Source organism: Halomonas sp. V046, assembly GCF_052645355.1.
Genome location: NZ_JBQXYF010000001.1, coordinates 479,723 through 494,038, shown reverse-complemented (window position 1 = coordinate 494,038; position 14,316 = coordinate 479,723). Strand labels below are relative to the sequence as shown.

The following is a 14,316-nucleotide window of genomic DNA, read 5'->3' as shown; positions in this document are numbered from 1 at the left end:
CGGAGTCGGCAAGACCGCCAGTCTAGCACGCCGGGAAAGGTCTGCGTGGCGTTGGTGGTGGACTTCTGCTAGTATTCGCGCCGAGTCTTTTCTGACACCGACTCCGTTCTTTAACACCACCGACTCCCAAGGCCCGATCATGCATCCGATGGTCCAATACGCCCTGCGCGCCGCGCGCAGCGCCGGCGAACAATTTCTGCGCATTCGCGAGCGAATCGAGAATGCCCACGAAGAGCACAACCTCGATCGCCTGCTGGAAGACAGCGCGCGCAACGCCGAGTCGCTGATTACTCGTCAGCTGTCTCGCGGTTACCCCGACCACGGCGTCGTGGGTCGCTACACGCCGCACCGCGCCGGTCAAGGCGATGGCAGCGACGTGCTGTGGCGCATCGAACCCTTCCACGGTTACTCCAACCTCAGTGTGGCATCCCCTGAGTTTGCCCTGTCCGTGGTGTGTCTGATCAAGGGCCGTCCGGAGCATGCGGTGGTGATCTGTCCGTTCAGTGACGATGAGTACCTCGCCAGTCGCGGTCGCGGCGCCCAGCTCAATGGCAAGCGCCTGCGCGTCACCAAGGGCACCAGCTTCGGCGGCGCCCGCCTGTCGATGAGCCTGCCGGAACCCTACCTGCGCGCCCGTTTCCTGCCGACCTACCTGACCCTGGTTCAGCAGCTTGGCCCCCAGGCCGAGCAGATTCAGTCCAGCGCCAGCGGCCTTCTCGATATTGCCCGTCTCGCCGCCGGCCGTGCCGATGCGGTGTTCGTACTTGGCATCGAGGAGCAGGATCTGGCCGTGGGCTCGTTGCTGCTCAAGGAAGCCGGTGCGCTGATGGGGAGCCCTGCGGGGCAGCCGTCGGTCGATGTGGAAGGCGCCCTGATGGCGGCCAACCCGCGGATGTTCAAGTCGCTGATCAAGCAGCTTGGGCCGCATATGCAGAACACCCCGGGGCGCCGCGAGGAAGACTGAACCGTCTGTTCTGTGCCCACCAACGACAATGCCCCCGCAGCCTGGCTGCGGGGGCATTGTCGTTGGTGGGCAAGCCTTTCGCGTCCCGGCGGCGACTGGCCGGACGTTCGGTGGTTGACGCTCGGCAGCCACTGCTCTTCACGCGGTCAGCCCTGGTTCAGGGCTGGTTCAGGGCTGGTTCAGGGCTGGTTCAAGCGCCTGGGTCACTTCCTGGACCTTGAGCCGCGTGCTTTCGATGCCGAGGCCAGCAAGGTACCACAGGCGCGGCGAGCCCTTGGCGACCCTGAGGGTGCTGTCGGCGCCTAGGCTGGCGGTGAAGGCGTCGAGATCCAGGCCGTCCTGGCCAATGGCCGCGGAGCGATCGATGATCCAGACCAGATCCGGTGACATGCTGGCGATCTGCTTGACGGTCAGCGCCGTGAACGTGCGCTCGCCGCGAGTCACGCGTTCAACATCTGCTGGCAGCGTGGGGGATGCCAATCCCATCAGGCCATTGACCAGAGCATGGTCCTGGTAGACCAGATTGCCATCGTTGTGCAGCACGACGAGGACCTCGGCCGCCGGTGGCAGGTCGGCGATGCTCGCGTCGAGGTCCTCGCGCAGCTTGCGCAGCGCGGTATCGGCCTCGGCGTCAAGCCCCAGGCGCTGCCCCAGGCTCGTGACCTCGGTCGACAGGCCGGTCCAATAGTCGTCGGGCGACTTGGCGCCGGTCTGTACCACCGGGGCGATCGCCTGGAGCGCTTCCCGGGAGTCGCTCAGGCGACCGCTGATCACGATGGTGTCTGGCTCGATCGAGGCCAGGCGGGCCATGTCCACGTCGATTAGAGACCCCAGATCGCGGTAGGCCTCATCGGCAAAGGCGCTGAGATGCTCCGGCAGGCCTTGCTTGGCGAGACCTGCCACGCGCTGGCGCTGGTCGAGCTCGGCGATGATATCGAGGGCGCCGAAATCGAGAACGGCGAGGCGCTCGGCGGTATCGGCGGCCCAGGTGCCGGTGGTTACGGCCATCAGGCCGGCGAGAGAGAGCGAGAGCAGTGTTCTGGGCATCGAGAGACTTCCTTGTTGAGAATAAATATCAACGGTAACTCTATCTCGATATGGTCCGTGCGTGCGCCATGCAAATGGCGCACGGTGCGTTGCACGATGCCGAACGGCTAGTCCTGTGACGACTGTAATCGCTGGGTCCAGCGTTGCTTGGCGTACTTGCGCATATTGGTGACGTCGTCGGTCTCGTCGACGATGTCCTGGCCGAGGATGGTCTCGATGACATCCTCCATGGTCACCAGGCCGACCCAGGTGCCGTGATCGTCATACACCACCGCCAGGTGTTGATGGTCGCGCAGCATCATGGTGAACACGCCCTCGACGCTGTCCTGGGAGTCCACCGAAGGGGCGGGGTGCATGACCTCCTTCATGGTTGCGTCTTCCTCGGCCTGGTAGGTATCGGCCTTGTGCACATAGCCGATGGCCTGCTCGCCGCCGTCCATCACCGGGAAGCGGGTGAACGGCGAGCGAGCAAGTTCGGCGTCGAAGTCGGCAACGCTCATGGACGGACGCACGGTGATGCACACGGTGCGTGGCGTCATGACGTCATGGATGCGGATCTCATGCAGGTTGAGGATGTTGGTGATGGTGCGCGCCTCGTCTTTGTCGAGGGCCTTCTCGTCCAGCCCGATACGGGCCAGCGCCTTGATCTCGCCGCGCATGTCGGTGTCGTTGGCATCGCTGCCGATGCGCCGGGTGATCTGCTCCGACAGCCAGATGAACGGTGTCAGCAGCCAGATCAGCACGCCCAGCACCGGGGCGAGCGTCGGGGCAAGCTGGCGCCAGTAGGTGGCGCCGATGGTCTTCGGGATGATCTCCGAGAGCACCAGAATCATCAGCGTCATGATCGCCGAGGCGATGCCTAGCCAGGCCTCGCCGAAGACCACGGCGACCTGGGCGCCCACGCCGGTGGCGCCGCCGGTGTGGGCGATGGTGTTCAACGTCAGAATCGCCGCCAAGGGGCGGTCGATGTTGTTTTTCAGCGCCGCCAGGCGCCGGTGCAGGCGCTCGTCGCTATCCTTGAGCTGGGCGATGTAGCTCGGGGTAAGCGACAGCAGGGCGGCTTCGAGGACGGAGCACAGAAACGATACGCCGATGGAGAGAATGGCAAACGCGGCCAGGAGTAGCATGGAGCCTCATGAGGTGACCAGGGGAGGGCGCCGGTGTGTGGCGCTCGCCAGATAATGGGGCCAGGCGGTGCCGTGTACAAGTCATGGCGGGGGATTCGTGGTGGCGCGCCGCTGGGGCGGCGTCAGGCGCGAGCGCGGAGGCGAGGTCGGCATCCTCGTCGCGATGAAGCCCAGGCCCTCGTGGCAAGGGCCCTCGCAGCAAGGCCCTGGGCGTCAGCAAGACGAAGGCCCCAGGCAGCGTTCTGCCTGGGGCCTTGGCGTGGCCGGAGGAGCCGAGCGGGTTACGGCAGTTGCTCTTCCTCGGCGTCTTCCTTTTTCTCGGGGATCAAGTCCTGGCGGCTGAGCTTCAAGCTCAGCAGCAGGGCCGCGGCCACGTAGATGGACGAGAAGGTACCGACGCCGATGCCGATCAGCAGAGCGACCGAGAAGTTGTGGATCATGTCGCCGCCGAGCCAGGCCAGCGCCAGCAGGACCAGCAGGGTGGTGCCGGAGGTCGCCAGGGTCCGCGACAGGGTCTGGTTGATCGCTTCGTTGAAGATCTGTGGCATGTCATCGATGCGTGACTTGCGGATATTCTCACGGATACGGTCGTAGACCACGATGGTGTCGTTGAGCGAGTAACCGATGACCGCCAGCACCGCGGCCAGCACGGTCAGATCGAACTCCATCTGGAACAGCGAGAAGGCGCCGATCACGATGATGACATCGTGGACCAATGCCAGCAGGGCGCCGATGGCGAACTTGTACTGGAAGCGGAAGGCCACGTAGAGCATCACGACGCCAAGCGCGACCAGCATGCCGAGACCGCTCTGATCGCGAAGCTGGCCGCCGACCTGGGCGCCGACGAATTCGGCGCGGACCAGGTCGACGCTGGCGCCGCCCTGGGCCAGCAGCTCGACCACGCGATCGCCGACGTTGGCATCGAAGGCCTGCTGCAGACGAATCAGGACCTCGTTGGACGCACCAAAGGTCTGTACCGAAATGTCGCTGAATCCGGCACCTGAGAGCGCCTCACGAACGCTGTCCAGCGCAGGCGCGGTCGCGTAGTGGACTTCCACCAGGGTGCCCCCGGTGAAGTCGAGTCCAAGCGACAGCCCTTGAACCAGCAGCGAGACGAGCGACACCAGGATCATCAGCGCCGACAGCCCGAAGGCGATCTTGCGCTGGCCCATGAAGTCGAGGTTCAGGTTTGTGACGCGTTTCATACCCTCTCCCTGTAGGTGATTCGTATAGTCATGGGGTCAGATCCAGAGTTTCTTGACCGGCTTGCCGCCGTAGATCACGTTGACGATGCCGCGAGTCACCAGCAGGGCGGTGAACATCGAGGTCAGGATGCCCAGCGACAGGGTGACGGCGAAGCCCTTCACCGGCCCGGTGCCGATGGAGAACAGGATCAGGGCCACCAGCAGGGTCGTGATGTTGGCGTCAACGATCGAGGTGAAGGCGCGCTCGTAGCCGGCGTGGATCGCCTGCTGAACCGACAGTCCGGTGCGTAACTCCTCGCGAATGCGCTCGAATATCAGCACGTTAGCATCGACGGCCATGCCAAGCGTCAGCACGATACCGGCGATGCCAGGCAGCGTCAGCGTCGCCCCGAGCATCGACATGGCCGCCACCAGCAGGGTCAGGTTCAGCGCCAGGGCCACGTTGGCGATGATGCCGAAGACCTTGTAGCGGATCAGCATGAACAGCACGACCAGCAGCAGGCCGATCTGCACCGAGAGCATGCCACGGGCGATGTTGTCGGCCCCCAGGCTCGGGCCGATGGTGCGTTCCTGGGCGAAGTAGATCGGCGCGGCCAATGAGCCAGAGCGCAGCAGCAGGGCGAGCTCGCCGGCCTCGGTCGGGGAGTCCAGCCCGGTGATGCGGAAGCTGTTGCCGAGTGCGCTCTGGATGGTCGCAAGGCTGATGATGCCGCGTTCGGTATAGGGGTCACGCACGGTGACTTCCTTGCCGTCCTCCATCACCGTGCGATCACGGGTCTTGTGCTCGATGAACAGCACGGCCATGTTGCGGCCGATATTGGTGCGCGTGGCCCGGTTCATCAGGGTGCCGCCGGTGCCATCCAGGTTGATATTGACCTGGGCGCGGCCGTTCTCGTCGAAGCCACGGCTGGCGCTGGACACGCTGTCGCCGGTGATGATCACGTCGCGCATCAGATCCGCCGTGCGGGCCGGGTCATTGCGAAAGCCCACCGACTCCGTCTCGTTGCTCGGCGTGTCGGTACGCGCTTCGAGGCGGAACTCGAGGTTGGCGGTGGCGCCGACGATACGCTTGGCCGCCGCGGTGTCCTGAACGCCGGGCAGCTCGACCACGATACGATCGGGACCCTGGCGCTGCACCAGTGGCTCGGCCACGCCGAGCTCGTTGACCCGGTTGCGCAGCGTGGTCAGGTTCTGATTGATCGCGTAGTCCTGAATCTCGTCGACCGAGGCGTCGGTGAGCGTCATCGACAGGGCCGCGCCGCGATCGCGTTCCAGGTTCTGGTACTGGAAGTCGGGGAACTCGCGCTGGATCAGGGTGCGTGCTTCGTCGCGGTCTTCGGCATTCATGAAGTCCAGCGAGATGGTGCGACCGTCGATCTCGGTGTTGCGGTAGCGGATCCGCTCGTCGCGCAGGTTTTCGCGCATGGCGCTGGCATTGACTTCCAGGCGCTGGGAGACCGCGGCGTCCATGTCGACTTCGAGCAGGAAGTGCACGCCTCCACGCAGGTCGAGGCCGAGGGTCATCGGCGATGCCGACAACGCGGTGAGCCAGTCGGGCGTCGACTCGGCCAGGTTGAGGGCGACCACGTAGTCCTCACCGAGAGACTCGCTGATCAGGTCACGGGCGGGAATCTGGTCTTCGGCGTCATCGAGGCGGATGAGCACGCTGTTGGCGTCTCGCTCGATGGCCTTCACGCCGATATCGGCGGACGTGAGGGTGTCTTCAAGGCGTGTCTGCTGGGTCTCGTTGAAGCTCAGGTCACCACGATCACTGCTGATCTGGACCGCGGGGTCCTCGGGGAACAGATTGGGAAGGGAGTAGACCAGGCCGACGAGAAGAACGATAAGTATCAGCAGATACTTCCATAGGGGATAGCGGTTGAGCATCGGGGCTCTGCCCTCAGGTTGCTGACGATAAAAGCTGACGGTGCGGCGCACCCATGCCAAGCAGGGAGCAGCCGAGCGTCCGGCTCCCGTGCGTCAGCATGGGGCGACCCCGCGCAAGATGACTTGCGCGGGGTCAATGCCGGCTCAGATGGACTTGAGCGTGCCCTTGGGCAGGACGGCGGCCACGGCGTTCTTCTGCACGTTGACCTCGGTGCCTTCGCTGATCTCCATGGACAGGAACTCACCGTCTTCGCTGACCTTGGAAATGCGGCCCATCAGGCCGCCGCCGATGACGATCTCGTCACCCTTGGACAGCCCGGCGATCAGCTGCTTGTGTTGCTTGGCACGCTTGGCCTGGGGGCGCCACAGCAGGAAGTAGAAGATCAGCACGAAGCCGACCAGCATCACGATCTGGGCGATGCCGCCGCCGGCAGCGGCGCCATCCTGTGCCAGGGCAGGGGAAATGAAGAAGTCCAACATGTACGACGGTCTCCTGAAGTCGTGGGGGAACAAGCGTCGGACGGCCGGCCTGAGGCCGGCCGCGGATCAATTCGGGGCGGGGGGTACCGGCAGGCCACGGCGTGCGTAGAACCCTTCCACGAAGTCAGCCAATGTACCCGCTTCGATAGCACCGCGCAAACCGGCCATGAGGCGCTGATAGTGGCGTAGGTTGTGGATGGTATTGAGCATCGAACCGAGCATCTCGCCACAGCGATCCAGATGGTGCAGATAGGCCCGGGAGAAGTTTTGGCAGGTGTAGCAATCGCAGCCTTGTTCCAGCGGCCCGGTATCATGACGGTGCCGGGCGTTGCGGATCTTGACCGTGCCGTCCGCGGTGAACAGGTGGCCGTTTCTGGCGTTGCGGGTCGGCATCACGCAGTCGAACATGTCGACGCCGCGACGCACGCCTTCGACCAGGTCCTCGGGCTTGCCGACGCCCATCAGGTAGCGCGGCTTGGCGTCCGGCATCCACTCGGGCAGGTAGTCGAGGACCTTGATCATCTCTTCCTTCGGCTCACCGACGGATAGACCGCCGATGGCGTAGCCGTCGAAGCCGATCGCTTCGAGGCCCTTGAGCGAGGCCTCGCGCAGGTCCGGGTACATGCCGCCCTGGATGATGCCGAACAATGCCGAGGGCGAGTCGCCGTGGGCGTCGCGGGAGCGCTGCGCCCAGCGTAGCGACATCTCCATCGAGCGCTTGGCCTCATCCGCGGTCGCGGGGTAGGGCGTGCATTCATCGAAGATCATCACGACGTCCGAGCCCAGTGAGCGCTGCACGGCCATGGACTCTTCCGGCCCCATGAACACCTTGGCGCCGTCCACCGGCGAGCGAAAGTGCACGCCTCGTTCGGTGATCTTGCGCATCTCGCCAAGCGAGAACACCTGAAAACCGCCGGAGTCGGTCAGGATCGGCTTGTCCCACTGGGCGAAGTCGTGCAGGTCACCGTGGGCTTCGATGACTTCGGTGCCGGGCCGCAGCCACAGGTGAAAGGTGTTGCCGAGGATGATCTCGGCACCGCTTTCTTCGACCGAGGCCGGGGTCATGCCCTTGACGGTGCCGTAGGTGCCCACGGGCATGAAGGCTGGGGTCTCGACGCTGCCGCGGGGGAAGGTCAGTCGCCCCCGGCGGGCGCGGCCGTCGCTGGCGAGCCGCTCGAAGGTCATGTTGCATTCGTCACGCATGGGAGTTCTCGTCATGGTTCCGGCACCTGGCCGGTATCTGGGGGGCATCTGCAGGGGCCGCCCCGGGGTGCTTGATGGTGTCGGTGCAGGGCCAGGGCCGGCGCGGTGCATGGTCGGCCCCGCGTCTCGTGAACGCCTGGGGCCTAGCCTGGGCCTGTCGGGTCAGTCCTGGCGGCTCAACAGCATGGCGTCGCCGTAGCTGAAGAACGCGTAGCGCTGCTCGACGGCTTCGCGATAGGCGTCGATCACGCTGTCGTAGCCGGCGAAGGACGACACCAGCATCAGCAGGGTCGATTCCGGCAGGTGGAAGTTGGTGATCAGGTGGGTCACGCAGCCCCACTCGTAGCCCGGATAGATGAAGATGTCGGTGTCACCGGAAAACGGCGCAATCTCGCCGCCGCCTTCGCGGGTCGCCGTTTCCAGGCAGCGCACGCTGGTGGTGCCCACTGCCACGACGCGCTTGCCGTGGGCCAGGGCGCGGCGCACCTTGGCGCAGGCCTGTTCACCGACCTCGATCCACTCGCTGTGCATATGGTGCTCGCGAATGTCGTCGACGCGCACCGGCTGGAAGGTACCGGCGCCCACGTGCAGGGTGACGAAGGCAGACTCGACGCCCTTGGCCGCGAGGGCGTCGAGCAGCGGCTGGTCGAAGTGCAGGCCCGCGGTGGGGGCTGCCACCGCGCCGTCACGGCGGGCATAGACCGTCTGGTAGCGCTCGCGGTCGGAGCCCTCGTCGGGACGCTCGATGTACGGCGGCAGCGGCATGTGGCCATGGCGCTCCAGCAGCGTGATCATCGGCGTGTCGCCGAGAAAACGCAGCTCGAACAGGGCGTCGTGACGGCCTTCGACCACGGCCTCGATACCGCCTTCGAAATGCAGCACCGTGCCGGCCTTCGGTGACTTGCTCGAGCGCAGATGAACGAGGCCACGATGGGCATCTAGCGGGCGCTCGAGCAGCATCTCGACCTTGCCGCCGCTGGCCTTGTGGCCGTGCAGGCGAGCGGGAATCACCCGGGTGTCGTTGAACACCAGCACGTCGCCGGGCTCGAGCAGCTCGGTCAAGTCGGGGAAGCGCCGGTGGCTAAGCTCGCCGCTCTGACCATCGACGCACAGCAGGCGACAGTCGCTGCGTTGCTCGGACGGATAGCGGGCGATCAGCTCATCGGGGAGCTCGAAGTGGAAGTCAGCGCGCTGCATGGGGACTCGCAAGTCGTCGGATGTAGAGAGGGCTGTCGTCGGTGACGGCGCACAAGGATACCGTTTCCTGACCGTGACGTCAGGAAACGTCGTCGAAACGTGTGCCATTTCCCGATGCTAGCCTGCCCGCCAGCCCCTCATCAGCCTTGGTATGCCAGTCCCTGGCACAGTCCCTGGCAGAGTCCCTGGATAAGCCAGGTTCGATCACCGGGCAAGGCGGCGGAGCTTCGTTGCGAGCGCCTGCCATCAGGGTCTGTCGCAGGAAGCCATGCCCGCTTCTGCCATCGCGCGTTCCTTGAGCGAGAGCAAGTCGGCGCCGACTATCAAGACCTTGGAGAGAAACGCGACGCAAACAGCGATTGACCTTCGGCGAGGCCCACGTATAATTCACGCCCGTTGCCGGTGTGGCGGAATTGGTAGACGCAGCGGATTCAAAATCCGCCGCTGGAAACAGTGTGTCGGTTCGAGTCCGACCACCGGCACCATCTTTGAAAACAGTCGCTTACGAGCGGCTGTTTGCGTTTCTGTCTACCCCCCCCCCCTTTCTTGTGCTTGGTCGCAGAAGGCCGCGCTCCACCGCGGCAAGCGTGTTGCGGTATTGTCTCGTCCAGCCTTGAACATATGGGCATGGAGAGACTGACGTGGTCCCCAGATGTCGGATCGCGGCGCATGATCGCTCACCTTCGACGCCGAGGGCCCCTCGCGAATCGCAAGCGTGAAGTTCGATTTCGAATGCTCCGAGCTCCAGGTAATGGATACCTCTCTACGTCACCAGCACGGGAGCCGTTCACGCCGTCTCTGCCTTGGTGCTGCTCCAGAAGCCAAGATGTTGCGCGAGCGACGTGAAGGTCGTGGTCTCGGCGGCCCTACACCCCTTCCACCTCGATGGCAGGCCGAGCGAGCCCCGCCTTGCGCTGTTCATAGTCCGGCATGGCGCGCTCAAGGTGGCGCCAGAAAGCCGGAGTGTGGCGGGGCTCTTTTAGGTGGGCGAGCTCATGCACGACCACGTACTCGGCGATATGGCGTGGCAGCAGGATGGTCTTCCAGTGGAAGTAGACGCGTTCACCCTTACCGCAAGAGCCCCAGCGAATAAAGTGCTCGCGGGCATCGGACAGGGCGTTCTGGCGCAGATGAAAGCGCCCGGCGACGAGCTTAAGCGGGACGCTCTGGGCGTCGGCGGCGTTGCTCGGCCTTCTGTGCCAGCTTGCGGTAGATCCAGGTGCGCTTCTCTACCACGAAGTCGCGCAGCAACTCCTCTCGGCACTCGCTGAGGCGACCGTATTTTATCGGATCCTCATCCAGGTGCTTGCGCACATGGGAGCGCACCGCGTGCTCCATCTCCGAGGCCTTGGCGCGATCGCCCACCTGGTGGTCGATGTGGTCATCGAACTCGGCGTCGGTGACAGGTACTCCCAACCTTGGGCCGCCAACGGGTCGATGAAGGGCTTCTCGACGTCCGTGTACTCCGGACCTGCCATGCCATGGCTCCCTGTGTGAACTCACTTTCCTGAGCATACCAGCCAGGAGGTCAATCGATCGTTTCGGATATTGCGAGTTTTGTTTATTTCGAATAGCCTGGCAAGTAACGATAGAACATAAGATGGCAGCCAGTGGTAGCGGGCTGCGTGGAGGTTATGCGATGAACACCGCCCGCCAAGATACAGTACCCGACAACCTCGAGCTCACCCGCCTGGCCAAGGCCAGCGCCACCGAGCTTAGCCAGCTGCTCCGCGAGCGGCCCGAGAGCGACCGGGCGCATGTCAAGCTGGATGGGGCGGACCTGGTGCTCCCACGTCAGGCGCTGGTGCTGCTGCGTGACCTGCTGACCGAGATGGCTCAGGGTAATGCCGTGACCATCCTCCCCACCCATGCCGAGGTGACGACCCAGGAAGCCGCCAACATGCTCAATGTCTCGCGGCCCCACCTGGTCAAGCTGTTGGAAGAAGGCGCGATTCCCTTTTCCCGGGTGGGCACCCATCGCCGGATTCGCCTGCAGGACCTGTTGGCGTACAAACGCGAGCAGGAGGAGGGCTCCGAGGCCGCTCTGCAGGAGCTGGCCGACCAGGCTCAGGACCTGGATATGGGCTACTGATGCGTTTTGTAGTCGTCTACGATGCCTGCGTGCTCTATCCCGCGCCCCTGCGGGACCCGTTGATGCGCCTGGCCACCTCGGGGCACTACGCGGCACGCTGGACAGAGCAGATCCATGACGAGTGGACGCGTAACCTGCTCAAGAAGCGTCCCGAACTGGCACAAGCGTTGCCGCGAACCGTTGAACTCATGGATCAAGCGGTGCCGGATGCTCTGGTCACCGGGCACGAGTCGCTGATCCCGGCGCTCGAGCTACCCGACCCTGACGACCGTCACGTGCTGGCCGCGGCCATTTGCGCTGGAGCCCAGCTGATCGTCACCTTCAATCTGAAGGATTTCCCCGACGACACTCTGGCCGGCTTCGGGGTCGAGGCCGTCCATCCCGATACCTTCCTGGAGCAGCAGTTCGAGCTGAACGAGGGGCTGGTGCTCAGGACCGCCCATCGCCACCGCACTAGCCTGCGCAAGCCGCCGAGAAGCGCCGAGGAGTATCTTGATACCCTGGCAGCCTGTGGCTTGATCGTCACGGCTGACAGGCTGCGCGAGTTCATCGATGTCCTGTAACGGCTAGCAGACCGACCTCACTTGGCCATCGCCTTCAGCCGCGGGCGGAAGGCGTTGACGAAGTGGTTGAGCCGCTGCGCCAGCCAGACACGGCACTCGTCGTCGTTGGTGAAATCGTCAAGCCGGGCGTAGCTGGCGAAGCCAAGCCGGTCAGGGTCGCCCTGGAGTCGTTCATGGGTGCCGCCAGGTAGTTCGTCGAGAATCTGTTCGCGCTGCTCGTTGAGCCGGTCGAGCACTTGAGGAAGCTCGGCCTTCCGGCCGGTGAGGAAGACCCCGCAGACCCCCTGGGACATCGAGCGGAAAGCGGTGAGCCAGATCCCTGAATAGGGGAGTGGGACGCGCACGTGGTTGCGTACCCGGTAGCTGGGTGACTCCTGTTCCGGGTCGTCGAAACCGATCCGGGCCAGCGGCTCCCACCAGGCACGCTCGTCGGTCACTGAGACGGACTCGCCTGGGTCCCCGGTCTCGCCCTCGTCGGTGATGTCACGGAGCGCGCCGCTGTCGCCGGTCTGGACATGCACGAAGGTGCGCTCGATGGTCTCGGTCTTGGCCACGACCCGGGGTTGCACGATCAGCCCCTGATCGCCGAACTCGTACAGTGCGACTTCCACCAGCCCAAAACTGAAGCCCAGGGCGGCGTTGCGGGTGATCAACTCGGCCATGCTGGCGATACCCTCGCGGATGCCATCCCCTGCAATCAGCAGCAAAAAGCGCCCTTCGCGTAGGGCGCGGGCGGTGGCGTCGACGAAGGTGGCCTCGTCCAGGTCAGGTTGCAGCTCGCGGGCCATTTCGAAGGGCACATTACCCTTGCGGCCTGTCGCACAGGAGACTCGGCGTTGCAGGTCAGCGTAGCTCCAGCCAGACACGGCTCTTGCGTAGTCGAGGATCTGGGCGATTACCTTGCGCCGTGCCTCCGGGTTGCGCCACAGCTTGCACTCCACCAGCGTCAGCCGGCCGGAAGGACTGATAAAGACGGCGTCCACCGGGCCTGCCTCGGTCGAGAGCTCGGTACACAGCGGCGCCAGCGGGGCGAAGGACGGGTCGACTTCGTCGATGGGCAGCAGGTCAGGGTTGTCACCGAGCAGATCGCGCAGCCAGGCCTCGTTGCGGCCATCGGTAAAGCCCAATCGAGCTCGCCGAGCCGTAGTGAAGGCGCCATTATCGTCTTGCCTGAGAAGAATGTTTGCGTAAGTCGGCATAGACCTGTCCGCTGTCGTTCTCGGCTTGCCAGCCATTTGGCTGTGATCGCAGAAGGGGATCGAGGCGACCATATCGGGAATCTGCCGCTGGCGTGACGCTGGGCCCCGATGCTCTAGATGTGTTCTCTCGGTAGGCTGTTCATCCGGAATCCACCCGGACAATTGGGGGAGCGAACCAAACCAACCTCCAGAAGGCCCGGATGATCACTCACAAGAATGCCCGTCTCACACCGCATGGTCGAGCCCTGCTGGTCCGACGAGTCGTTGGTGAAGGTCTTCGGCCTGAGGAGGTCGCCCAGGCCAAGGGCATCAGTGTGCGGACGACCTATAAGTGGCTGCGTCGCTACCGGGAAGAAGGTGAAGTCGGACTGCAGAACCGCTCTTCGCGCCCACGGCGCTGCCCGCATGCGGTCTCTGACGAGCTCCGCGAGCAGCTCATCGAGCGGCGCCGACTGCGCCAGACCTACCGGCACATCGCCAAGACGTTGGCGATCGGGCATAGGCACCGTGGTCCGCCTGCTCAGGCGGGCAGGACTGAACTGTTTAGCCGCCCTTGAGCTCGCCAGCCCCTTCAACCGCTATGAGCGTGACGCGCGGGAGATCTCCTGCACCTGGACATCAAGAAGCTCGGCCGCATCGCGTGCCCGGGCCATCGAGTCACCGGTGATCGCCAACAGGCTATGCGTAGCGCAGGGTGGGAGCGATATCCACATCGTGATCGACGACCCCTCGCAAGTAGCCTTTGCCACCCGCTACCCCGATGAAACTGGCTGGAGCGTGTGTTACGCGTGACTAGTGGCCGTGCGCTATTGCCGAAGGCTGGGGATCCGTTTTACCTGTGCACTGACCGACAACGGCGCCTGGTGCCGATCCGCCGCCTTTCACTGCCTGTGCTGGCGTCTGGGGCTGAAGCGCAAGCGCAAGCGCACTCGCCCCCCTGTTCCCTCCCGCACCAATGGCAAGGCCGAGCGGTTTATTCAAACCGCCCTGCGCGAGTGGGTCTACGCGTGGTCCTATGCGTGATCCTATGCGTGGTCCTATGAGAGCTCAGAGCAGCGAGGTCAGCATCTGGCTGCCTGGCTTCATCAGTACAACTGGCATAGCCCGCATGCCAGCCTGGATTATCAGCCCCCGGTTAGCCGAAGTAGGGCTGTCAGTGAACAACCTGGTGGGTTTACACAGCCAGGCTATTCGATCACCCCGGACGCGACATGCGTAGCGCTTCGCGTCGTCGGTGACTTTCTCCCAGAGTGTGTCGGACGTTGCGCGGTGAGCCGGGACGCCGTGTGTCTCCTACTTGGGTCGGCCGAAAGCTAAGGGCACGGCGCCATGCCGGGCTGGTCGCTTCTGTG

At 64.3% G+C, this 14,316-nt stretch carries 13 protein-coding genes, 1 tRNA gene and 1 pseudogene; 5 read left to right on the top strand and 10 right to left on the bottom strand.

Annotated features, from left to right (window positions below):
* Window positions 1–139 precede the first annotated feature (139 nt).
* Window positions 140–964, top strand: a complete 825-nt coding sequence (locus ACUN9Y_RS02130; RefSeq protein ID WP_445459015.1) for an inositol monophosphatase family protein — start codon at window positions 140–142, stop codon at window positions 962–964.
* Between the two features lie 168 nt (window positions 965–1,132).
* Here ACUN9Y_RS02130 and ACUN9Y_RS02125 read toward each other — a convergent pair whose 3' ends face one another.
* The 7 genes from ACUN9Y_RS02125 to queA all read right to left on the bottom strand — a co-directional run bounded on the left by ACUN9Y_RS02125 (window position 1,133) and on the right by queA (window position 9,110).
* A complete protein-coding gene (locus tag ACUN9Y_RS02125) occupies window positions 1,133–2,011 on the bottom strand; it encodes an ABC transporter substrate-binding protein (RefSeq protein WP_445459014.1) in 879 nt (292 codons plus the stop codon).
* A gap of 107 nt (window positions 2,012–2,118) precedes the next feature.
* Window positions 2,119–3,138: a CNNM domain-containing protein gene (locus ACUN9Y_RS02120; protein ID WP_445459013.1), complete on the bottom strand. Its 1,020-nt coding sequence runs from the start codon at window positions 3,136–3,138 to the stop codon at window positions 2,119–2,121.
* Between the two features lie 281 nt (window positions 3,139–3,419).
* Entirely contained in the window at window positions 3,420–4,343 is a 924-nt protein-coding gene (secF, locus tag ACUN9Y_RS02115; protein WP_445459012.1) for a protein translocase subunit SecF, read from the bottom strand.
* Between the two features lie 36 nt (window positions 4,344–4,379).
* A complete protein-coding gene (gene secD, locus ACUN9Y_RS02110) occupies window positions 4,380–6,230 on the bottom strand; it encodes a protein translocase subunit SecD (RefSeq protein WP_445459011.1) in 1,851 nt (616 codons plus the stop codon).
* Window positions 6,231–6,374: 144 nt separating this feature from the next.
* A complete protein-coding gene (yajC, locus tag ACUN9Y_RS02105) occupies window positions 6,375–6,710 on the bottom strand; it encodes a preprotein translocase subunit YajC (RefSeq protein WP_445459010.1) in 336 nt (111 codons plus the stop codon).
* 66 nt (window positions 6,711–6,776) lie between these two features.
* Window positions 6,777–7,895 (bottom strand): tRNA guanosine(34) transglycosylase Tgt, encoded by a 1,119-nt coding sequence (tgt, locus tag ACUN9Y_RS02100; protein ID WP_445459087.1) that lies wholly within the window; start codon window positions 7,893–7,895, stop codon window positions 6,777–6,779.
* A 180-nt stretch (window positions 7,896–8,075) separates the two neighbouring features.
* Window positions 8,076–9,110 carry a tRNA preQ1(34) S-adenosylmethionine ribosyltransferase-isomerase QueA gene (gene queA, locus ACUN9Y_RS02095; RefSeq protein ID WP_445459009.1) on the bottom strand — a complete coding sequence of 345 codons (1,035 nt, stop codon included), beginning with the start codon at window positions 9,108–9,110 and terminating at the stop codon, window positions 8,076–8,078.
* 398 nt (window positions 9,111–9,508) lie between these two features.
* On the opposite strand from queA, the gene ACUN9Y_RS02090 reads away from it, so the two are divergent.
* A tRNA-Leu gene (locus tag ACUN9Y_RS02090) sits at window positions 9,509–9,595 on the top strand.
* 381 nt (window positions 9,596–9,976) lie between these two features.
* Here the strand turns inward: ACUN9Y_RS02090 and ACUN9Y_RS02085 are convergent.
* Complete coding sequence (locus ACUN9Y_RS02085; protein WP_445459086.1) at window positions 9,977–10,141, bottom strand: M48 metallopeptidase family protein; 165 nt, start codon at window positions 10,139–10,141, stop codon at window positions 9,977–9,979.
* A 121-nt stretch (window positions 10,142–10,262) separates the two neighbouring features.
* Window positions 10,263–10,526, bottom strand: a complete 264-nt coding sequence (locus ACUN9Y_RS02080) for a hypothetical protein (RefSeq protein WP_445459008.1) — start codon at window positions 10,524–10,526, stop codon at window positions 10,263–10,265.
* 223 nt (window positions 10,527–10,749) lie between these two features.
* Between ACUN9Y_RS02080 and ACUN9Y_RS02075 the strand changes: the two genes are divergently transcribed.
* Both ACUN9Y_RS02075 and ACUN9Y_RS02070 read left to right on the top strand, forming a co-directional pair.
* Complete coding sequence (locus ACUN9Y_RS02075) at window positions 10,750–11,202, top strand: helix-turn-helix domain-containing protein (protein ID WP_445459007.1); 453 nt, start codon at window positions 10,750–10,752, stop codon at window positions 11,200–11,202.
* A complete protein-coding gene (locus ACUN9Y_RS02070) occupies window positions 11,202–11,765 on the top strand; it encodes a PIN domain-containing protein (RefSeq protein ID WP_445459006.1) in 564 nt (187 codons plus the stop codon). Before ACUN9Y_RS02075 ends, ACUN9Y_RS02070 begins: the two co-directional genes overlap by 1 nt.
* Before the next feature lie 17 nt (window positions 11,766–11,782).
* Here the strand turns inward: ACUN9Y_RS02070 and ACUN9Y_RS02065 are convergent, their stop codons facing one another.
* Entirely contained in the window at window positions 11,783–12,964 is a 1,182-nt protein-coding gene (locus tag ACUN9Y_RS02065; RefSeq protein ID WP_445459005.1) for a hypothetical protein, read from the bottom strand.
* A 200-nt stretch (window positions 12,965–13,164) separates the two neighbouring features.
* Here ACUN9Y_RS02065 and ACUN9Y_RS02060 point away from each other — a divergent pair.
* Window positions 13,165–14,183: pseudogene (locus ACUN9Y_RS02060) on the top strand (leucine zipper domain-containing protein).
* Window positions 14,184–14,316 lie beyond the last annotated feature (133 nt).

What these genes read in the sequence shown, in the direction of transcription:
- ACUN9Y_RS02130 (WP_445459015.1), top strand. Translation starts at nt 140, where the DNA reads ATGCATCCGATGGTCCAATACGCCCTGCGCGCCGCGCGCAGCGCCGGC.
- ACUN9Y_RS02125 (WP_445459014.1), bottom strand. Translation starts at nt 2,011, where the DNA reads ATGCCCAGAACACTGCTCTCGCTCTCTCTCGCCGGCCTGATGGCCGTA.
- ACUN9Y_RS02120 (WP_445459013.1), bottom strand. Translation starts at nt 3,138, where the DNA reads ATGCTACTCCTGGCCGCGTTTGCCATTCTCTCCATCGGCGTATCGTTT.
- secF (WP_445459012.1), bottom strand. Translation starts at nt 4,343, where the DNA reads ATGAAACGCGTCACAAACCTGAACCTCGACTTCATGGGCCAGCGCAAG.
- secD (WP_445459011.1), bottom strand. Translation starts at nt 6,230, where the DNA reads ATGCTCAACCGCTATCCCCTATGGAAGTATCTGCTGATACTTATCGTT.
- yajC (WP_445459010.1), bottom strand. Translation starts at nt 6,710, where the DNA reads ATGTTGGACTTCTTCATTTCCCCTGCCCTGGCACAGGATGGCGCCGCT.
- tgt (WP_445459087.1), bottom strand. Translation starts at nt 7,895, where the DNA reads ATGACCTTCGAGCGGCTCGCCAGCGACGGCCGCGCCCGCCGGGGGCGA.
- queA (WP_445459009.1), bottom strand. Translation starts at nt 9,110, where the DNA reads ATGCAGCGCGCTGACTTCCACTTCGAGCTCCCCGATGAGCTGATCGCC.
- ACUN9Y_RS02075 (WP_445459007.1), top strand. Translation starts at nt 10,750, where the DNA reads ATGAACACCGCCCGCCAAGATACAGTACCCGACAACCTCGAGCTCACC.
- ACUN9Y_RS02070 (WP_445459006.1), top strand. Translation starts at nt 11,202, where the DNA reads ATGCGTTTTGTAGTCGTCTACGATGCCTGCGTGCTCTATCCCGCGCCC.
- ACUN9Y_RS02065 (WP_445459005.1), bottom strand. Translation starts at nt 12,964, where the DNA reads ATGCCGACTTACGCAAACATTCTTCTCAGGCAAGACGATAATGGCGCC.